We start from the raw sequence: 18,017 nt of genomic DNA on the forward strand, positions 1-18,017 counted from the left end.
GCCGCCCGGGACCGGACGGCGGTCAGCCCCGCTCGGGGACGGCCATCTCGCCGAGCGGCGACCAGTCGTCCTGCGGGATGTTCGCGTTGACGATGCGCGGCGTCTCGGCCAGGTAGCCGGGCAGCACCTGCTGGGCCTGCTTGAAGTGCGCCGACGTCACGTGCGCCGTCCCGGCCGCGTCGTCGCGGAAGGCCTCGACGAGGACGTACTCGGCCGGGTCGTCGAGGCTGCGCGACCAGTCGAACCACAGGCAGCCCGGTTCGGCGCGGGTGGCCTCGGTGAACTCGGCCGAGATCTCCGGCCAGCGGGCGGCGTGCTGCGGCAGGACGCGGAACTTGGCGGTGATGAAGATCATGACGGGAACTCCCGAGGTCGGCGGCGTTACGGCACGAGACTAGCCGCAGACCGCCGCCCGGCCGCGACGGGCGTCACGCGCGCCGCGTCACCTGATCACGCCGCAGGCCGTACGGCCGCCCGCGTCGCCCGTCCTGAGGGTGGCCTCGTCGGGGCCGGTCGGGGCGTAGCGGGCGGGGATGTTGGCCAGGTTGTCGGGGAGCGCGTGCACGACGATCGCGCTGCCGTCGGCGTCGGTCAGCTCGCGCAGCCCGAACCGGTCGGTGACGACCGACGCGGTGCCCGACCCGTCCTTGCCGACCAGCAGCGGCGGCAGGTCGCCCGCGTGCCCGGCGTGGCCGCCGCCGGCCAGGTCGAGGTGGCCACCGGCGGTGAAGAAGGGGGAGACCTGGCCGGTCGCCGGATCGACGGCCTGCGGGTCGCACAGGCCCGTCGTGTGGATGTGGAAGCCGTGGAAGCCGGGCGTCAGCCCCTTGACCGAGACCGAGACGCGCGCCGTCCCGAACCCCTCGCGCAGGATGCCGAGCCTGCCGACCGCGACGCCGCGCGTGTCGCGGATGACCACGGGCCGCGGGTCGCCCGGCCGCGAGGCGGTGGCGTCGGCCACCGCTCCCGCGCCGATCGCGGCGACCCCGGCGGCGAGCGCGAGGCAGAGCGCCAGATGTGTCCGGCTGAACGTCCGTGCCTTGGGCATGGCGGAACCGTCCCTCGTGAGGCGGAGATGTGCGGACTCATCGAGGGTATGGGCGGGCCGCGCCGCCTGTCGTATAGCTCTTGAGTCGCCGGTCGGAGTTATGGGGCAGGGGCGGCGATCACGAGGCCGCCGGCGCTCGGCTCAGGGTGCGGGGGCAGCAGGTCACCCAATCTCCTCCGTGCCGGGCTCGCCGAGGTCTGGCTCTCCCGCGTCGGGACGGTCCCCGTCCCCGCTGGGACGGGCGGGGGCGCAGGCGGCGTCGCAACCGCCGAACCGCCCGGTGTCGATCGGTGTGAACCCCGTGGCGGGCACGCCCTTCAGCGCCGCCGTCATCGTGTCCTTCCAGATCGGCCCCGGCAGCGAGGCCCCCGCCACCAGGGCGAAGTACCGGCCGCCGATCGTGGTGTTCACCAGCTTGTGGCGCTGCGAGCCGCGCGGGTCGCCGATGCTGACCGCGCCCGCCAGATCCGGGGTGAACCCGGCGAACCAGGCCGAGGCGTACCCGTCGGTCGTGCCGGTCTTGCCCGCCGCCGGACGGCCGATGCCGCCGACGCCGCGCATCGTGCCCTTGGTGAACACGCCCGACAGGACGTGCGCGGTCGCGTCGGCGACCCCCGGATCGAGCGCCTGCCGGCACGACGGCCGGTACGAGACCGGACGGCCGGTGGCGGCGTCGGTGATCTTGGTGATCGCCATCGGCGCGCAGTACCTGCCCCGGGCGGCGATGGCGGCGTACGCGTTGGCCACCGTCACCGGGTCCATCTCGTTGATGCCGAGCGTGAACGTCTCGAACTCCTGGAGCCTGCGCCCGTCGGCCCGGACGGCACCGAGCGACTTGGCCGTCTCCACCGTCCGGCACAGCCCCACCCGCTGCTCCAGCGCCATGAAGAACGTGTTCACCGACCCCCACGTGCCGGTGCGGAGCGTCTTGAAACCGGGTGAGCCCTCGTCGTTGGTGACCGTCCAGGACGGGTCGCCGACGCCGGCGCCGTCGCAGTTCTTGAAGGACGCGCTGGAGGGGGCGTTGTAGCCGTTGCCCACGGTGATGCCGTCGTCCACCTTCATGCCCTGCTGGAGCGCCGCGATCAGGGTGAACGTCTTGAACGTCGAGCCCGCCTGGAAGCCGATCAGCCCGCCGTGCCGCGCGTCGGCCACCGCGTTGTAGGAGATCTGCTTCTTCCCGGCCGAGGAGCCGTAGCCGCGGCTGGCGGCCATGGCCCTGATCGCGCCGGTGCCGGGCTCGACCAGCGCCTGGGCGGCCAGGGCGTTGTCGGTGGCGTTGACGTGCTTCCTGATCCCCCGGTCGGCGGCGGCCTGGGCCTTGGGGTCCAGCGTCGTGTAGATCTTCAGCCCGCCCTGCGCGAAGGCGCGCTCCCTGGCCCGCCGCGTGCCGCCGAAGGCCGGGTTGGCCAGCAGCTCGTGCCGGACGTACTCGCAGAAGTACGGATGGTCGCTGTCGCCGCAGCCGTTGGGCAGCCGGACGTCCTTGAACCCCAGCTTCTTCGCCTTGGCCGCGGACGCCTGCTCCGGCGTGATCCTGCCGAGCTCGGCCATCCGGTCGAGCACCACGTTCCGCCGGGCGAGCAGCGCCTCGCGGGCCTGCTTGCCGCGGCTCGGGTCGGTCCTGTTCGGGTCCTGCACCGCTCCCGCCAGCGTGGCGGCCTGGGCCAGGTCCAGCCGGGCGGCCGGGACGCCGAAGAAGCGCCTGGCCGCCGCCTGCACGCCGTTGGCCCCCGCGCCGAAGTAGGCGATGTTGAGGTAGCGGCGCAGGATCTCGTCCTTGCCGTACTTCTGCTCGACGCCCATCGCGTAGCGCAGCTCCTTGAGCTTGCGGGCGTAGCTGGCCTCCAGGGCCTTGTCCTTGTCCTGCTCGGTGTCGGCCGCGTTGAGCAGCACCTGCTTGACGTACTGCTGGGTGATGCTCGAACCGCCCTGGCTGAGCCGGTCGGAGCTGAGGTTCTTGACCAGGGCGCGCAGCGTGCCCTCCACGTCGATCGCGCCGTGCTCGTAGAACCGGTCGTCCTCGATGGCGACGACCGCCGTGCGCATCACCTCGGCGATCTGGTCCAGCCGGACGATCTCGCGGTTCTGGTCGTAGAAGCGGGCGATCACGTTGCCGCGGGCGTCGTACACGGTGGAGGTCTGGGAGAGGGGCGGCTCCGCGAGCGCCACCGGCTTGAGGTTCAGCTCCTCGGTGGCGGAGACGAACAGCGTGCCGGTGCCGCCGACGGCGGGCAGCGTGATCGCCGCCGTCAGCAGCCCGGCCGACACCGCCGCGACCGTGAGCCGGGCGACGTTCGACAGGCGAGTGGGCATGCGGGGGCACCTCCGGGCGGAAACGTGGGTGAGCCCGGACATGACAGCACAGGACGAAGGCCGATGTCCAAGACCGATATCAACCTTCCGGTGATATCGGAGTCGATATCGCGGCAGCGTACGGGCCACGCGCGAGCCCCCGGCGCGCGTGGCCGCCCGTCACTCAGATCAGCGTCGGCGCAACCGGCTGCACCTGGCTCTCGACGTGTTCCTTCAGCCGCATCAGATCCTGCCGCAGCTTGCGCGCGGGGTTCGCGCCGAGCAGGCCCGCGATGGCGTGCCCGGCCGCCCCGGCGATGGGGTTGTAGCACAGGTGGACCTGGACGCGTGTCCTGCCGTCGGACTGGGCGTCCACGCGCAGCACGCCGGTGTGGGCGATGAGTTCGCCCTCGGTGGACTTCCAGGCGATCTCCGCGCCCTCCTCGCGCTTGGTCTCGGTGGCCGTGAAGCGGATGCGCGTCCCGGCCGGGCCCCTGATCACCCAGTGGGAGCGCAGCTCGTCGGCCGACAGCCGCACCTCCTCCACGTCCGGCATGAAGCGCGGGAACAGCGAGTAGTCGCTCACCAGCGGCCACACGGCCTCCAGCGGCGCCGCGATCGAGACGGCCGCGTTGACGTCGATCGCCTCGCGGCCGGCGTTGACGCCGGTGAGGCGGCTCAGCGGCAGGTTCGTCGCCGCCCGGACGGCCAGCGCGGACGCGGCGCAGCGGGTCAGCCAGGACAGCGGCCTCGGCAGCTTCCCGGTCATCGCCCAGATCGACGCCGCGGCCCCGCCCGCGACCAGCCTGGCCGTGGGCGACCAGTGCTGCTGCATCAGCTCGGGCACCGCCTTGCGCCGCCGGCCCTGGCCCTGCAGCCGGGGCGCGTCGGTGCCGTCCCTGTGCACGTGCCAGTTGGTCTCCACGTGCTTGACGCCCGGGATGCGGCGCACCTTCTGGCGGGCGCGCTCGTCCTCGCCCGCGAGCACGTCGCCGGAGAGCGTCACGACGCGCTCGCGCACGTCGACCTCCACGGCGTGCGGGTGGCTGATGTGGCGGCCCAGTTCGGCGCGTACGCGCTCGTGCAGGACGCGGTCGTCGGCGGAGCCGCCGGTCAGGCGGTACCTGGCCGCCGCGGCCGAGCCGCGTCCCCGGTTGGACAGGTCGCGGCCGAGCACGCCCAGGCCGTCGCGCATCTCGTGCGTGGCGTGCGAGCCCTTGTCCCGTACGCGGGCGCGGCGCGTCCGGCCGCGGTCCGGATCCAGCAGGTACGTCACCGCGGCCCCGGCGCACGCGCCGAGCACGGCCGCGACGACCGGACGGGACCGCCTTCGCGACTCCGTGTGGACGATCTGAATGCGCCGCGGAGCCGATGGCCGCGATTCCCCGTTGAAGGAGCTGATGCCCCGAAAAGCAGTCGTGCGCATGACCACAATCCCCCTCGCTCGCACTTCCCGCTGGCCGTGGCCTACCCCGCAGGTCACAGCGCTAACGAGCGGCCCTGAGAAGGCGTTGGTCGCCCCCGATAGCGGGCAGAAGGGTATAAGCGGGGATTTAAGGGAGTTTTGCCATGAAAAGCACGGTTCGCACCGCGACGCAGGCGTTCTGGATCGACGCGGGGCACGGCGGGACGCAGGAGCACTACGGCGAGCAGCTACGCAGGTGGCGGCACGCGTTCGCGGCCACGGGCGGTGAGCGGGGCGCGAGCGGCGTCACGCGGGACCCGCTGCACTTCGCGCTGGCCGCCTGGGAGGTCGCCACGCGGCCGGTCGCCGACCTCCCGTACGTGCGCACCCATCCCCGCGTCCTGGACGCGACCGTCCACCGCGCCGAGGACGGCCGCGACCCGCTGGCCGTGGTCGAGCTCGCCGCGCCGCCGCCCGTCCCGCTGCCGGACGGCTGGTCGAGCTGGCGGCACATGGGCGAGCAGCCGTACGCGGCCGGCGCGGAGGGCACGCCGACCGTGCTGAGCACGCTGGAACTGCGCATCCCGCTGACCGGCGACCGGCTGCCGACGCCCACCCGGCCGCGCGCCGAGGGCCTGCCCAACCTGGACGACGCCCAGGCGTCGCTGGAGGCGTTCGTGGCCGAGCTGAACGCGGCGGTCACCCCGTTCCTGCGCGAGCTGGACGGCGCCGAGGGCGTCCTGGACACCGACGGCGCCACGCTGGTCCAGTGGCTGCGCACGCAGATCGAGGCCGACAAGGCCACCGCCGAGGCGGCCGGCGCCGGGCCCTGGCGCTACCTCACCGCCTCCGGCTCCGCCGCCGCCCCCGTACGCCAGGGCGCGGGCGGCGCGCGGCGGCTGGAGTTCGGCGGAGGGCGGGCGGTCACCCACGTCGGCTTCCACGACGACGACCTGCTGCACCCGGTCGAGGCGATCCACATCGCCCTGCACGACCCGGCCGACGCGATCGCCCGCTGCGGCGCGGAGCTGGCGCTGCTGAACGAGCACACCCGGCCCCTGTCCACAGGGGACACGGGGGAGGCCGCCTGCCCGCTGTGCGGCGAGGCCGCCGGATCCGCCTGCCAGACGCTGCGTCACCTCGCCTACGGCTACCGCCTGCGCCCGGGCTGGCGCCCCGAATGGAGCCCCTCCCGCTGACCGCCCCGGCCCCGGCCCCCGCGCCGGTCGGCTGCCGCTGACCGCCCCGGTCCCCGGCCCCGGTCTCCGCGGCGGTCGCGGCGGTGGCTAGAGGTAGTTGCCCTCGCCCTGGGCGCGGACGCCGTCTGGGTGGGGCAGGGCGCGGCCCGCGTGCAAACCGAGCTGCTGCTGGCGGGCGGCGGCCTGCTGGAGCTGGAGCCCGGCCTGGATGCCCTGGAACACGCCCTCCAGCCAGCCCACGAGCTGCCCCTGCATGACCCGGATCTCCATCTCCGTCGGCGTCCCGCCGTTCGGCGTGGGCCGCAGGCGCTCCAGCTCGTCGCGCAGCTCCGGCGCGACCGCCCCCGCGACCTCCTTGATGGCCTGCTCGTAGATGCGGTGCATGCGCTCCCGGGCGCGCTCCTCCAGGTGCACCCCCTTGGCCTCCTCCAGCAGGCTGCGGGCCATCGCGCTCACGCGGAGCAGGCGCGCGGGCTCCTCGACGCGTTCGATGTCCGTCCGAACGGCATCGCGCAGGTCGTGCTCCCGCTGCTCGTCCCCGGAAGCTGGATTCGGCGTCGTCGTCATGTCCTCAGTCCTTGTTCACGCAGGTAGGCGGCTCGTTACCGCCAGCAACAGCCCTTCCCGGTGCCCCGCCGTTCACTCGTGGCAGCGGCCGGAATCCTGGGTAGGGGTCACCCTCATGAACCGGCAGAACGACGATCCCGAGGACGAGTTCTTCGCTCCCGTGCTGCGCGAGCCGCCGCCCCCGGACGAGATCAGCCCGTCCGGCGTGGTGAGCGACACCGGCGTGCCCGGCGTGCACGGCGGCGGCGAGGGACGCTGGTCCCAGCACCCGCCGCCGTCGAGCGCGCTCGGCGTGCGCCTGCTGGCCGCCGCCCTGCTGCTGCTGGCCGGGGTCGTGCTGGCGGTGCTCGCGGTGCTGGCCGGACGGCTGCCGCTGGCACTGCCGCCCGCGATCCTGGCCGTGGCCGCCGCCGTCTACCTGGTGGTGTTCGCGCGGCGCCGCGTCCGCGACGACGGCGGCCCGCCCACCTTCGGCTAGCGCGACGACGGCGGCCCACCGGCCTGCGGCCGAGGCGACGGCCCGGGGTTTCGGGTCGTATCTGGGGGTACACGCCCGCTGAGGGGAAGAGGAGCCGTGATGTCTCTCATCGATCGTGATTGTGTGCGCAAGCTGCTGGAGTCCGAGCACGCCGACGCGACGCTCGTGTTCGTCCGGGGCGACTGCGTCGTGCTGCGGGCCGCGGAGATCGACGACGCCCACAAGGGGCTCGTGATCGCCAGCCGCGAGGACGTCGTGTCCCAGCTCCCCGACGGCGCGGCGACGAGCGAGCAGGCCCTCGACGACCTCGCCGTACGGCTCGACAACGTGGTGCGCGACCTGGGCGCCTGAGCCCGGCCCGCCGCAGTCGCGGCGGCATGTCCTGAATCTGCAAACCGCCATGTCCACCAGGCGGAAGACGGCGCCGGTCCGGCCGGGACTCACTTCCGGGGAACACGGACACGAAAGGGGCCGTTCACATGCCCGACAACCCCACCGGCGAGTTCTGGAAGGACCTGCGGCCGATCGAGAACTCCTTCCGCCCGGACGCGCTGCCCGAGGTGCACCTGTCCGAGGTGGCCACCGACGACGACCGGTACTACGTGCCGTTCACCGAGACCGTCGGCTCCCGGCCGCTGTGGATCAACGTCAAGGACAACAGCTGGGCCGACATCCTGCGGGCCAAGGAGGCGGGGCTGGTCAACCGGCACCACCACCCGCACGAGGTGTTGTCGTACACGATCTCCGGCAGGTATCCACAAGACCTCGCTCCATCGCTATCTGTACGTCGAGAGGCGCGACGGCTCCTGACCTAGAGCCTGTACTGAGTTGAGATCAGAGGGATTGCCTGCGGTACGGCCGGTGGCCCTGGTAGGCCATCGAACATGGCGCGTGGAGATCTCACCGACGAAGAACGGTCCTTGATCGAGCATCACTTCCCGCTGGGCGAGCGGGGCCCGATCCCGGATCTGCGACGGCCGTTCAACGCGGTGATGTGGCGGTTTCGTACCGGCAGCCCCTGGCGTGACCTGCCGGAGGAGTACGGGCCATGGTCCACCGCCTACGACCGGTTCCGCTCCTGGGCGCGGGACGGCGTGTTCGAGCAGCTGATGCAAGCCGTGATCAGCGAGGCCGCAGCCCGGGGACAGGCCGACCTCGACCTGGTCGGCGTCGACTCCACCACCGCCCGCGCCCACCACCATGCCGCCGGGATGGTCTTGGACGGTGAGCTGAGCGCAGCCCTGGAAGAAGCCGGCGAGCAGGAAAGGGGGCTACGCCAAAGGGGCAAAACGCCCCCGACGGCAACCCCGGCGACGAAGAGAGCAGGGACAACGACGACGGGGACGACGAGAGGAACGAACGGCGACGGCTGCGACGCCGATACCGGTTCCGGCTGAAGGCCGCCAAGCCGGGCCGCTCCCTGGGCGGGTTGACCAGCAAGGTGCATCTGGCGGCCGATGGTCGACGCCGTCCGCTGTCCTTCGTCCTGACCGCCGGCCAGGCCGGAGACAGCCCGCAGTTTCACGCCGTTCTGGAGCGCATCAAGATCCGACTACCGATCGGCCGTCCGCGCACCCGGCCGAACGCTGCATCAACCGGATCAAACAATGGCGTGGGCTGGCTTTCCGGTTCGACAAGACACCCGACAGCTATCTGGCCGGCCTGTACCTACGCGGGGCGGTCCTATGGATCCGAAGCCTCCGGCCAGCCCAGAGATCCGAACTCCGTACAGGCTCTAGGGGAGCCGGCCGGTGTGGGCGAGGTCGGCCTCCATGCGCGCGGCCGTCGCCCTGAGCTCGGGCAGCACGTCGCGCAGCAGGTGGTCGCGGCTGGCCCTGCCGGCGTGCGTGGCCACGTTGACCGCCGCCACCACGCGGCCGTCCGGCCCGCGCACGGGGACGGCGATCGACCGCACGCCCTCCTCCAGCTCCTGGTCGACCAGCGCGTATCCGTCCGCGGCGGCCTGCCGCACGGCCGCGGCCAGCCCTTCGGGCGAGGTGATCGTGTGCCGGGACAGCGGCTTCGGCTCGATGGCGGCCACCCGTCCGGCGGGCAGCCCGGCCAGCAGCACCCGGCCCATGGAGGTGGCGTACGCGGGGAAGCGGGTGCCGACCGTGATGTCCACGCTCATGATGCTGACCGTGGGCACCCGGGCCACGTAGAGTACGTCGTCGCCGGAGAGCACCGCGACCGACGCCGACTCCCGTACGCGGGCCACTAGGTCGGCCAGGTGCGGCTGGACCACCTCGCCGAACGTACGCCCGGACAGGTGGGCGTAGCCCAGTTCGAGCACCTTGGGCAGCAGCACGTGGCGGTCGCCCTCGGCGGCCGCGTAGCCGAGGCCCTCCAGGGCCTGCACCGCGCGCCGGACCGTGGCCCGGGGCAGGCCGGTCACCCTGGCGGACCGGGCCAGGGTGCTGCCGCCGCGCGCCGACCCGAGCGAGACCAGCACGGCCAGGCCGCGGGCGAGCGACTGGAGGTATCCCATGCCCAGCTCCTCCTTGACGGCCCGCGAACCGTCGAAGCCGGCGGGCGCGCGGTCCGGCTCGCGGGCCTGGACGGCCAGGGCGGCCTCCATGTCCGCCACCGTGGCCCGCAGCCGGGGCAGGGCGTGCTCGCGCAGCCCCGCCACCGTGTGCCTGCTGGTGTGGCTGACCACGCTGACCGCGCAGACCGCCTTGCCGCCTGGGCCGCGTACGGGCAGCGCGACCGCGATCAGCCCCGGCTCGATGAGCTGGTCGTCCTCGGCCCAGGGCGCGCCGGGGTCGAGCAGGGCCAGCCCCGCCGCGCACCGCCCGGCGGGCAGCAGGTCGCCCACCCGGAAGGCCACCGACATCGTGCGCCGCCGGGTGAACTGGCCGACGAAGCGCACGCCGTCGCCGTCGCGCACGGCCAGCGAGACGGACTCCTCCAGCTCGGCGGCCAGCCGCTCGGCCAGGGGCGACAGGCTCTCCTGGAGGCCGTCGCAGGCCAGGTAGGCCGCGCCCAGCTCCATCAGCGGCGGCGCGAGCAGTACGTCGCGGCCCTCGGCCCGCAGGTGACCCAGGTGCACGAGCGTGGCCAGCACGCGGTCGACCGTGGACCTGGCCAGCCCGGTGGCGCGTACGAGGTCGGTCGCGCGCATGCGCCGCCCGGGGTCGGCGGCCAGCACGCGCAGCACGGCGAGGCCGCGCTCCAGGGTCCCGGCCGGTTCCATCGGCGGCTCCTCGTCCAGGTGGGGGCTTTGACAGGAACGCTCCCGTTACAGATACTCGAACACATAATAGTGAACTAAAGTTCGCAGAGCGAACACCTCGGGCGGACTTCCTCGGCTGAACGGAGCGTCGTGCGGAGAGACAAGGTGGTCGCGACGGCCGCGGAGGCGCTGGCCGGCGTGCGGGACGGCGCGTCGTTCGCGGTCGGCGGCTTCGGGCTCAGCGGCATCCCCAACGTCCTGATCCAGGCCCTCTACGACACCGGCGTGACCGGCCTCGGCGTCGTGTCCAACAACTGCGGCGTCGACGGCGGCGGTCTCGGCATCCTGCTGGCCGCCGGGCGCATCACCCGCGTGACCGCCTCCTACATCGGCGACAACAAGGAGTTCGCCCGGCAGTACCTGGGCGGCGACATCGAGGTCGAGCTGACCCCGCAGGGCAGCCTGGCCGAGCGGCTGCGGGCCGGCGGCAGCGGCATCCCCGCCTTCTACACCCCGGCCGGGGTCGGCACCCCCGTCGCCGACGGCGGCCTGCCGCTGCGCCACCACCCCGACGGCACGGTCGCCGTCGCCTCGCCGCCGAAGGAGGTGCGCGAGTTCGACGGCCGGGAGTACGTCCTGGAGCACGGCATCCGCACCGACTTCGCGCTGGTCCGGGCGGCCAGGGGCGACCGGTCCGGCAACCTGGTCTTCCACCGCGCCGCCAGGAACTTCAACCCGCTGGCCGCCATGGCCGGGCGGGTCACCGTCGCCGAGGTCGAGGAGCTGGCCGAGCACATCGACCCCGACGAGGTCCACCTGCCGGGCGTGTTCGTGCAGCGCGTGCTCCCGCTCACCCCGCAGCAGGCCGCCGACAAGGGCATCGAGAGGCGTACGACTACCCCGCCCCCGGCAGGAGGGACGGTCACCGAATGAGCTGGACCCGTGACCAGATGGTCGCGCGGGCGGCGGCCGAGCTGCGCGACGGCGACTACGTCAACCTCGGCATCGGCCTGCCCACCCGCATCCCCTCGTTCCTGCCCCCGGGCGTCGACGTGGTCCTCCACTCCGAGAACGGCGTCCTCGGCGTCGGCCCCTACCCCGCGCCCGCCGACGTCGACCCCGACCTGATCAACGCGGGCAAGGAGACGGTCACCGTGCTCCCCGGCGCGTCGTTCTTCGACTCCTCGTTGTCGTTCGGCATGATCCGAGGGGGTCACATCGACGTGGCCGTGCTCGGCGCGATGCAGGTCTCGGCCCGCGGCGACCTGGCCAACTGGATGGTCCCCGGCAAGCTGGTCAAGGGCATGGGCGGGGCCATGGACCTGGTGCACGGCGCGCGCAGGGTCATCGTGATCATGGAGCACAACGCCAAGGACGGCTCACCGAAGATCGTCCAGGAGTGCTCGCTGCCGCTGACCGGCAAGGAGTGCGTGCACCGGATCATCACCGACCTCGGCGTCCTCGACGTCACCGGGCAGGGGCTGGCCCTGGTCGAGAGCGCGCCAGGGGTCAGCCTGGACGAGCTGCGCAACCGTACCGACGCGGAGGTCATCGCATGAAGGACGTCTACATCCTCGACGCCGTGCGCACGCCGTTCGGCCGCCACGGCGGCGCGCTGGCCGGGGTGCGCCCCGACGACCTGGCAGCGCACGTCGTCGCGGCGCTGGTCGAGCGCACCGGCCAGGAGAGCGCCGACGAGGTGATCCTCGGCAACGCCAACGGCGCGGGCGAGGAGAACCGCAACGTCGCGCGCATGGCCGCGCTGCTGGCCGGGCTGCCGGTCACCACGCCGGGCGCGACCGTCAACCGGCTGTGCGGCTCGGGCATGGAGGCCGTCATCCAGGCGTACCGGGCCATCGCGGTCGGCGACGCCTCGGCGGTGATCGCGGGCGGCGTGGAGTCGATGACCCGCGCGCCGTGGGTGCTGCCCAAGCCCGACCGCGCCTTCCCAGCGGGCGGCCAGGAGCTGGTCTCCACGACGCTCGGCTGGCGGCTGGTCAACCCGAGGATGCCCGCCGAGCACACGGTCGCGCTCGGTGAGGGCGCGGAGCTGATCGCCGACAAGCACGGCATCACCCGCGAGGAGCAGGACGCGTACGCGCTGGGCAGCCACCGCAAGGCGGCCAAGGCGGCCCTCGACCGCGAGATCGTCCCGATCGCCGGACTGACCAGGGACGAGGGCATCCGCGACGACACCTCGGCCGAGGCCCTGGCCCGGCTGCGGCCGGTGTTCAGGAAGGACGGCGGCACGGTCACCGCCGGCAACTCCTCGCCGCTCAACGACGGCGCGGCGGCGCTGCTGCTGACCGACGAGGAGGGGCTGCGCGGACGCGAGCCGCTGGCCCGCGTCACCGCCAGCGCCGCGAGCGCGCTGGAGCCGCGCTACTTCGGGCTCGGCCCGGTCGAGGCCGTGCGCAAGGCGCTGGCCAAGGCGGGCAAGGGCTTCGGCGACCTGTCGACCGTGGAGCTGAACGAGGCGTTCGCCGCGCAGGTGCTCGGCTGCCTGGCCGAGCTGCCCGAGCTCGACCCCGCCCTCGTCAACCCCGACGGCGGCGCGATCGCGATCGGCCACCCGCTCGGCGCCTCCGGGGCCCGCGTCACCGGCGCCGTGGCCCACCGGCTGGCCGCGGCCGGCTCGGGCGTCGGGCTCGCCTCCCTCTGCATCGGCGTCGGCCAGGGGCTGGCCGTCGTACTCGAAAGGTAGCGTTCATGTCCGAACCTCTCACGCAGGCCGACATCGACCGCGAGATCGCCGCGCTGAGCGAGGCCCGCGGCGACCGTCCGGCCGACCACCCGGCGCGCGACTACGCCCCCTACCGCAGCACCCTGCTGCGCCACCCCAAGCAGCCGCTGGTCGCGCTGAAGGACCCGGAGGCGAGCGAGCTGTCCGGCCCGGTGTTCGGCGTCACGGACGTGACCGCGCTCGACTCCGACCTGACCCGGCAGCACCTCGGCGAGCCGCTGGGCGAGCGGATCACCGTGACCGGCCGCGTGCTCGACCGCCAGGGCCGTCCCGTACGCGGCCAGCTCGTGGAGATCTGGCAGGCCAACTCCGCGGGCCGCTACCTGCACCAGCGTGACGACCACCCGGCGCCGCTCGACCCCAACTTCTCCGGCGTGGGCCGCTGCCTGACCGACGACGACGGCGGCTACCACTTCACCACGATCAAGCCGGGCCCCTACCCCTGGCGCAACCACGTCAACGCCTGGCGGCCCGCGCACATCCACTTCTCGCTGTTCGGCACGGCCTTCGCCCAGCGGCTGGTGACCCAGATGTACTTCCCCGGCGACCCGCTGTTCCCCTACGACCCGATCCTGCAGTCGGTCACCGACGACGGCGCCCGGCAGCGGCTGGTCTCCACCTACGCGCACGACCTGTCCAAGCCCGAGTGGTCGCTCGGCTACCGGTGGGACATCGTGCTCGACGGGCCCGCCGCGACCTGGATGGAGGAAGGCCGATGAACCCCACCCCCTCGCAGACGGTCGGCCCGTTCTACGGCTACGCGCTGCCCTTCCCCGGCGGCGGCGACCTCGCCACCGGCGGCATCACCGTGCACGGCCGCGTCTATGATGGCGCCGGCGCCCCGATCCCCGACGCGCTGCTGGAGTTCTGGCAGGCCGACCCCACCGGCGACCTGTCCGGCGCGCCGGGCTCGCTGCGCCGCGACCCGGTCAACGGCGCGGTCATCGGCCGGCACGGCGTCGACTTCACCGGGTTCGGCCGCGTCCCCACCGACGCCGACGGCCACTGGACCCTGCGCACGGTCGAGCCGGGCAACGGGTACATCAGCGTGTGCGTGTTCGCCCGCGGCCTGCTCCACCACCTGTTCACCCGCATCTACCTGCGGCCCGACGCCTTCCTCGACTCGCTGCCGCCCGAGCGGGCGCGCACGCTGGTCGCGGTGGAGGAGCGGGAGGGCGTCCACCGCTTCGACATCCACCTGCAGGGCGAGAAGGAGACGGTCTTCCTTGACTTCGGCTGACCACGCCGGAAGGAACCCGGACGCGCCCTCCGCCGACGCCGTCCGGGGGAACGCGGGCGCGCCGTCCGTGGCCGGTTCCGGGGACTTCGGGTTGCTCGCGCCCATGCGTGGCGGGGTGGAGGCGACCGGTGACGTGGCGGTCCTCCAGGCCATGCTGGACGCCGAGGCCGCGCTGACCCGGGTCCTGGCCGGGCTCGGGCGCGCGCCCCGGGAGGCGGCCGACGCCGTGACCGCCGCGGCCCGCGCCGAGCTGTACGACCCGGCCGGGCTGGCCGCACGGGCCCGTTCGGGCGGCAACCCGGTCATCCCGCTGGTGGCCGACCTGCGCGCCGCCGCCGGGCCGTACGGGGAGCACGTGCACGCGGGCGCGACCAGCCAGGACGTTCTCGACACCGCGCTCATGCTGCTCGCGTACCGGACGCTCGGGCCGGTCCTGGCCGACCTCGACCGGGTGATCGCCGGGCTCGCCACGCTGGCGCGGGCCCACCGCGACACCCTCATGGCCGCGCGTACGCTCACCCAGCAGGCCGTGCCCACCACGTTCGGGCTCAAGGCGGCGGGCTGGCGGAAGCTGGCCATCGACGCCCGCGACCGCCTGCGCGCCGCCCGCGAAGCCCTCCCGGCCCAGCTCGGCGGCCCCGCCGGCACCCTCGACCGCTTCACGGCCCCCGACACCGCCCCCGACACCGCTCCCGACACCGCTCCCGACACGGCCCCCGACACCGCTCCCGGCGTCGCCGGTGGTGACGGAGGGGGTGAGGCGTTGGAGGTGGTGCGGCGGTTCGCCGTCGAGCTGGGGTTGGCCGCGCCCACGCTGCCCTGGCACGTGCTGCGCACCCCCGTCGCCGACCTGGCCGGGGCGCTGGCGTTCACGGCGGGGGCGCTGGGCAAGCTGGCCGCCGACGTGCTGGTGTTGTCGCGTACCGAGATCGGCGAGGTGTCCGAGGGCGTCGGCGGCGGCTCGTCGTCGATGCCGCACAAGCACAACCCCGTACGGGCCACGATGATCGCCGCGGCGGCCCGCCAGGTGCCCGCCCAGGCCGCCGTCCTGTACGCCTGCCTGGCCGCCGAGGACGAGCGCCCGCCCGGCGCCTGGCACGCCGAATGGCAGCCGCTGCGCGAGGCGCTGCGCCTGGTCGCCGGCTCGGCCCGCGACGCCGCGGAACTGGTCGCCGACCTGCGGGTGCATCCCGGGCGCATGCGCGCCGCCCTGACCGTCGCCGGACCGCCCGGCGCCGCCGCCGCCCTGGTCGAGCGGGCGCTGGAGGAGAAGTGACGTTGTTGCAGCACCGGGTGGACGGCCCGGAACACGGAGAGCCGATCATCCTCGGCCCGTCGGTCGGCACCTCGGCCCGGGTGTGGGAGCCGCAGGTCGCCGCGCTGGCCCGCCGGTTCCGCGTGGTCCGCTTCGACCTGCCGGGACACGGCGGCTCGCCGTCCCTCGGCGTGTCCACGATCGACGGCCTGGCCGGGCTCGTCCTGGAACTGGCCGACGACCTGGGCCTGGACGCCTTCCACTACGCCGGCGTCTCCATCGGCGGCGCGATCGGCGCCACCCTCGCCCTGCGCCACCCGGGACGCCTGCTGTCCCTGGCGATGATCTGCTCCTCGGCCCGCTTCGGCGAGCCCGGCGGCTGGCGCGAGCGGGCGGCGCTGGTGCGCGAGCGGGGCACCGCGCCGCTGCTGGAGGCCACGGCCGAGCGCTGGTTCGCCGGGCCCGCCGACCAGGCGCTCCTGGACGACCTCGCCGCCGCCGACCCCGCCGGCTACGCCGCCTGCTGCGACGCGCTGGCCGGTTACGACCTGCGCGCCGAGCTGCCCGGCATCGCCGTCCCCACGCTGGTGCTGGGCGGCCGGGACGACCCCGCCACGCCGCCCGCGCACGCCAGGGAGCTGGCCGACGGCATCCCCGGCGCGACGCTCGTGGAGGTCCCGGGCGCGGCCCACCTGGCCGGCGTCGACCAGCCGGAACGGGTCACCGCGGCGCTGCTCGCCCACCTGCCCGCCACCCCCGGCATGCGGGTGCGCCGGGAAGTGCTCGGGGACGCCCACGTCGACCGGGCCGTCGCCCGTACCACCGGCTTCACCAGGGACTTCCAGGACCTCATCACCCGTTACGCCTGGGGAGAGATCTGGACCAGGCCCGGCCTCGACCGGCGCACCAGAAGCTGCGTCACCCTCACCGCGCTGGTCGCGCACGGGCACCTCGACGAGCTGGCCATGCACGTCCGCGCCGCCGTGCGCAACGGCCTGACGGCCGACGAGATCGGCGAGGTGCTGCTGCAGAGCGCGATCTACTGCGGAGTGCCCGCCGCCAACGCGGCGTTCGCCGTGGCCCAGCGCGTCCTTACCGAGATATCAGGGGAGACCGCATGACCATCACCCGTGACCTGCTGATCGGCGGCAAGAACGTCCCCGCGCAGGGCGGCCGTACGACGCCCGACCTGGCCCCGTACACCGGCGAGGTGTACGCGACCGTGGCCGCCGCGGGCGTCGAGGACGTCACGTCGGCGGTGGACGCGGCGCAGGCCGCCTTCGACGGCTGGGCCGCCACCAGCCCGTTCGCCCGCCGGGCGATCTTCCTCAGGGCCGCCGACCTGCTCCAGGAGCGCGGCGAGCAGGCCGTGGCGCTGATGGCCGCCGAGGTCGGCGGCACGCGCCCGTGGGCCCTGTTCAACGTCGGGCTGGCCGCGAACATGCTGCGCGAGGCCGCGGCCGCGATCACCGCGCCGCGCGGCGAGGTGCTCACCGCGCAGGAGGAGGGCGTGCTCGGCCTGGCCGTACGCGAGCCGCTCGGCGTGGTCGCCGCCTTCTCGCCGTGGAACGCGCCGGTCATCCTCGGCGTGCGCTCGGTGGCCGCCGCCCTGGCCGCGGGCAACACCGTCGTCATGAAGCCCAGCGAGGACGCGCCGATCGCGTGCGGCCTGTTCGTCGCCGACCTGCTGCACGAGGCCGGGCTGCCCGCGGGCGTGCTCAACGTGGTCACCAACGACCCGGCCGACGCCGCCGTGATCGCCGAGGCGCTCATCGCCGACCCACGCGTACGGGCGGTCAACTTCACCGGCTCCACCGAGGTCGGCCGGATCATCGGCACCCACGCCGCCCGCCACCTCAAGCCCGCCCTGCTGGAACTGGGCGGCAAGAACGCCATCATCGTCCTGGACGACGCCGACCTCGGCCACGCCGTGGACGCCGCCGCCTTCGGCGTCTACATGAACGCGGGCCAGATCTGCATGTCGGGCGACCGCGTGCTGGTGCACGAGTCGCTGGCCGGGGAGTTCGGCCGCAGGTTCGCGGACAAGGTGCGCGCGCTGCCCGCCGGCGACCCGTCCCGGCCGGAGACCGTGATCGGGCCCCTGGTCAGCGCGGACGCCGCGCGGCGGGTGGCCGACCTGGTCGCCGACGCGGTCGCCAAGGGCGCGACGGTGCTGGCCGGGGGCGGCGAGCCCGAGGGCGCGGTGCACCCGGCCACGGTGCTGACCGGCGTGCCCAGGCACGCCAGGCTGTACTACGGCGAGGCGTTCGGCCCGGTGTGCGTGGTCGACACCTTCGCCACCGACGACGAGGCCGTGGCCCTGGCCAACGACACCGAGCACGGCCTGACCGCCGGGATCATCACCGAGAACGGCACTCACGGCCTGCGCGTGGCCCGCCGCCTGCGGACCGGCATCGTGCACGTCAACGACCAGTCCGTGGGCGACGAGCCGCAGGCGCCGTTCGGCGGAGCCGGCTCCTCCGGGTACGGCCGGTTCGGCGGCCGGTGGGGCCTGGAGGCGTTCAGCAACACCCGCTGGATCACCCTGGCGACCGAACAGGCCCACTACCCGTTCTGACCGACCGTCCTGTTCCCGCGAGCGGCGGGCCGGT

At 73.9% G+C, this 18,017-nt stretch carries 18 protein-coding genes and 1 pseudogene; 13 read left to right on the forward strand and 6 right to left on the reverse strand.

Going from position 1 to position 18,017, the window contains the following annotated elements; genetic code table 11:
- Positions 1 to 22: 22 nt before the first annotated feature.
- The 4 genes from ACIHAD_RS23180 to ACIHAD_RS23195 form a co-directional block, all read right to left on the reverse strand.
- Positions 23 to 355: a putative quinol monooxygenase gene (locus tag ACIHAD_RS23180; RefSeq protein WP_397356653.1), complete on the reverse strand. Its 333-nt coding sequence runs from the start codon at positions 353 to 355 to the stop codon at positions 23 to 25.
- Positions 356 to 442: 87 nt separating this feature from the next.
- Entirely contained in the window at positions 443 to 1,048 is a 606-nt protein-coding gene (locus ACIHAD_RS23185; protein ID WP_397356654.1) for a superoxide dismutase family protein, read from the reverse strand.
- A 162-nt stretch (positions 1,049 to 1,210) separates the two neighbouring features.
- The gene (locus ACIHAD_RS23190; protein WP_397356656.1) at positions 1,211 to 3,364 is read right to left on the reverse strand and encodes a transglycosylase domain-containing protein; all 2,154 of its coding nucleotides are present in this window, start codon (positions 3,362 to 3,364) and stop codon (positions 1,211 to 1,213) included.
- 163 nt (positions 3,365 to 3,527) lie between these two features.
- Positions 3,528 to 4,646 carry an SRPBCC family protein gene (locus tag ACIHAD_RS23195; RefSeq protein ID WP_397356657.1) on the reverse strand — a complete coding sequence of 373 codons (1,119 nt, stop codon included), beginning with the start codon at positions 4,644 to 4,646 and terminating at the stop codon, positions 3,528 to 3,530.
- 266 nt (positions 4,647 to 4,912) lie between these two features.
- On the opposite strand from ACIHAD_RS23195, the gene ACIHAD_RS23200 reads away from it, so the two are divergent.
- Positions 4,913 to 5,947, forward strand: a complete 1,035-nt coding sequence (locus ACIHAD_RS23200) for a DUF6221 family protein (RefSeq protein ID WP_397356658.1) — start codon at positions 4,913 to 4,915, stop codon at positions 5,945 to 5,947.
- A gap of 87 nt (positions 5,948 to 6,034) precedes the next feature.
- Here ACIHAD_RS23200 and ACIHAD_RS23205 read toward each other — a convergent pair whose 3' ends face one another.
- Positions 6,035 to 6,514: a proteasome activator gene (locus tag ACIHAD_RS23205; RefSeq protein WP_397356659.1), complete on the reverse strand. Its 480-nt coding sequence runs from the start codon at positions 6,512 to 6,514 to the stop codon at positions 6,035 to 6,037.
- Between the two features lie 115 nt (positions 6,515 to 6,629).
- Here ACIHAD_RS23205 and ACIHAD_RS23210 point away from each other — a divergent pair, with 115 nt between their 5' ends.
- The 4 genes and pseudogenes from ACIHAD_RS23210 to ACIHAD_RS23225 form a co-directional block, all read left to right on the forward strand.
- Positions 6,630 to 6,992 carry a hypothetical protein gene (locus ACIHAD_RS23210; protein ID WP_397356660.1) on the forward strand — a complete coding sequence of 121 codons (363 nt, stop codon included), beginning with the start codon at positions 6,630 to 6,632 and terminating at the stop codon, positions 6,990 to 6,992.
- Between the two features lie 99 nt (positions 6,993 to 7,091).
- Positions 7,092 to 7,343 (forward strand): hypothetical protein, encoded by a 252-nt coding sequence (locus ACIHAD_RS23215; protein ID WP_397356661.1) that lies wholly within the window; start codon positions 7,092 to 7,094, stop codon positions 7,341 to 7,343.
- Positions 7,344 to 7,471: 128 nt separating this feature from the next.
- Positions 7,472 to 7,807: a hypothetical protein gene (locus tag ACIHAD_RS23220; RefSeq protein WP_397356662.1), complete on the forward strand. Its 336-nt coding sequence runs from the start codon at positions 7,472 to 7,474 to the stop codon at positions 7,805 to 7,807.
- A 69-nt stretch (positions 7,808 to 7,876) separates the two neighbouring features.
- A pseudogene (locus ACIHAD_RS23225) lies at positions 7,877 to 8,693 on the forward strand (transposase); the annotation flags it as partial.
- 34 nt (positions 8,694 to 8,727) lie between these two features.
- On the opposite strand, the gene ACIHAD_RS23230 reads toward ACIHAD_RS23225, so the two are convergent.
- Positions 8,728 to 10,188, reverse strand: coding sequence for an IclR family transcriptional regulator C-terminal domain-containing protein (locus ACIHAD_RS23230; protein ID WP_397356663.1), 1,461 nt, complete (start codon positions 10,186 to 10,188; stop codon positions 8,728 to 8,730).
- A 129-nt stretch (positions 10,189 to 10,317) separates the two neighbouring features.
- Here ACIHAD_RS23230 and ACIHAD_RS23235 point away from each other — a divergent pair, with 129 nt between their 5' ends.
- Genes ACIHAD_RS23235 through ACIHAD_RS23270 form a run of 8 tightly spaced genes read left to right on the forward strand, consistent with a single transcriptional unit; the run spans position 10,318 to position 17,983 of the window.
- Positions 10,318 to 11,100, forward strand: coding sequence for a CoA transferase subunit A (locus ACIHAD_RS23235; RefSeq protein ID WP_397356664.1), 783 nt, complete (start codon positions 10,318 to 10,320; stop codon positions 11,098 to 11,100).
- On the forward strand, positions 11,097 to 11,726 hold the full coding sequence (locus tag ACIHAD_RS23240) for a CoA transferase subunit B (protein WP_397356665.1): 630 nt from the start codon (positions 11,097 to 11,099) through the stop codon (positions 11,724 to 11,726). The genes ACIHAD_RS23235 and ACIHAD_RS23240 overlap by 4 nt, the downstream gene beginning before the upstream one ends.
- Positions 11,723 to 12,871 (forward strand): thiolase family protein, encoded by a 1,149-nt coding sequence (locus tag ACIHAD_RS23245; RefSeq protein ID WP_397356666.1) that lies wholly within the window; start codon positions 11,723 to 11,725, stop codon positions 12,869 to 12,871. The genes ACIHAD_RS23240 and ACIHAD_RS23245 overlap by 4 nt, the downstream gene beginning before the upstream one ends.
- Positions 12,872 to 12,876: 5 nt before the next feature.
- Positions 12,877 to 13,629 carry a protocatechuate 3,4-dioxygenase subunit beta gene (pcaH, locus tag ACIHAD_RS23250; protein WP_397356668.1) on the forward strand — a complete coding sequence of 251 codons (753 nt, stop codon included), beginning with the start codon at positions 12,877 to 12,879 and terminating at the stop codon, positions 13,627 to 13,629.
- Complete coding sequence (pcaG, locus tag ACIHAD_RS23255) at positions 13,626 to 14,150, forward strand: protocatechuate 3,4-dioxygenase subunit alpha (RefSeq protein ID WP_397356669.1); 525 nt, start codon at positions 13,626 to 13,628, stop codon at positions 14,148 to 14,150. The genes pcaH and pcaG overlap by 4 nt, the downstream gene beginning before the upstream one ends.
- Positions 14,137 to 15,426, forward strand: coding sequence for a lyase family protein (locus tag ACIHAD_RS23260; protein WP_397356671.1), 1,290 nt, complete (start codon positions 14,137 to 14,139; stop codon positions 15,424 to 15,426). Before pcaG ends, ACIHAD_RS23260 begins: the two co-directional genes overlap by 14 nt.
- 2 nt (positions 15,427 to 15,428) lie before the next feature.
- On the forward strand, positions 15,429 to 16,526 hold the full coding sequence (gene pcaC / locus ACIHAD_RS23265; protein WP_397356776.1) for a 4-carboxymuconolactone decarboxylase: 1,098 nt from the start codon (positions 15,429 to 15,431) through the stop codon (positions 16,524 to 16,526).
- A complete protein-coding gene (locus tag ACIHAD_RS23270) occupies positions 16,523 to 17,983 on the forward strand; it encodes an aldehyde dehydrogenase family protein (RefSeq protein WP_397356673.1) in 1,461 nt (486 codons plus the stop codon). Before pcaC ends, ACIHAD_RS23270 begins: the two co-directional genes overlap by 4 nt.
- The last annotated feature ends 34 nt before the right edge of the window (positions 17,984 to 18,017 follow it).

This window comes from Nonomuraea sp. NPDC052265 (assembly GCF_044547985.1).
Lineage (GTDB): Bacteria > Actinomycetota > Actinomycetes > Streptosporangiales > Streptosporangiaceae > Nonomuraea.

Bases quoted from the DNA above. Each gene is read 5' to 3' on its own strand.
- ACIHAD_RS23245 (WP_397356666.1), top strand. From the start codon at position 11,723: ATGAAGGACGTCTACATCCTCGACGCCGTGCGCACGCCGTTCGGCCGC.
- pcaH (WP_397356668.1), top strand. From the start codon at position 12,877: ATGTCCGAACCTCTCACGCAGGCCGACATCGACCGCGAGATCGCCGCG.
- ACIHAD_RS23205 (WP_397356659.1), bottom strand. From the start codon at position 6,514: ATGACGACGACGCCGAATCCAGCTTCCGGGGACGAGCAGCGGGAGCAC.
- ACIHAD_RS23210 (WP_397356660.1), top strand. From the start codon at position 6,630: ATGAACCGGCAGAACGACGATCCCGAGGACGAGTTCTTCGCTCCCGTG.
- ACIHAD_RS23190 (WP_397356656.1), bottom strand. From the start codon at position 3,364: ATGCCCACTCGCCTGTCGAACGTCGCCCGGCTCACGGTCGCGGCGGTG.
- ACIHAD_RS23215 (WP_397356661.1), top strand. From the start codon at position 7,092: ATGTCTCTCATCGATCGTGATTGTGTGCGCAAGCTGCTGGAGTCCGAG.
- ACIHAD_RS23200 (WP_397356658.1), top strand. From the start codon at position 4,913: ATGAAAAGCACGGTTCGCACCGCGACGCAGGCGTTCTGGATCGACGCG.
- ACIHAD_RS23240 (WP_397356665.1), top strand. From the start codon at position 11,097: ATGAGCTGGACCCGTGACCAGATGGTCGCGCGGGCGGCGGCCGAGCTG.
- pcaG (WP_397356669.1), top strand. From the start codon at position 13,626: ATGAACCCCACCCCCTCGCAGACGGTCGGCCCGTTCTACGGCTACGCG.
- ACIHAD_RS23180 (WP_397356653.1), bottom strand. From the start codon at position 355: ATGATCTTCATCACCGCCAAGTTCCGCGTCCTGCCGCAGCACGCCGCC.
- ACIHAD_RS23220 (WP_397356662.1), top strand. From the start codon at position 7,472: ATGCCCGACAACCCCACCGGCGAGTTCTGGAAGGACCTGCGGCCGATC.
- ACIHAD_RS23270 (WP_397356673.1), top strand. From the start codon at position 16,523: ATGACCATCACCCGTGACCTGCTGATCGGCGGCAAGAACGTCCCCGCG.
- ACIHAD_RS23230 (WP_397356663.1), bottom strand. From the start codon at position 10,188: ATGGAACCGGCCGGGACCCTGGAGCGCGGCCTCGCCGTGCTGCGCGTG.
- ACIHAD_RS23185 (WP_397356654.1), bottom strand. From the start codon at position 1,048: ATGCCCAAGGCACGGACGTTCAGCCGGACACATCTGGCGCTCTGCCTC.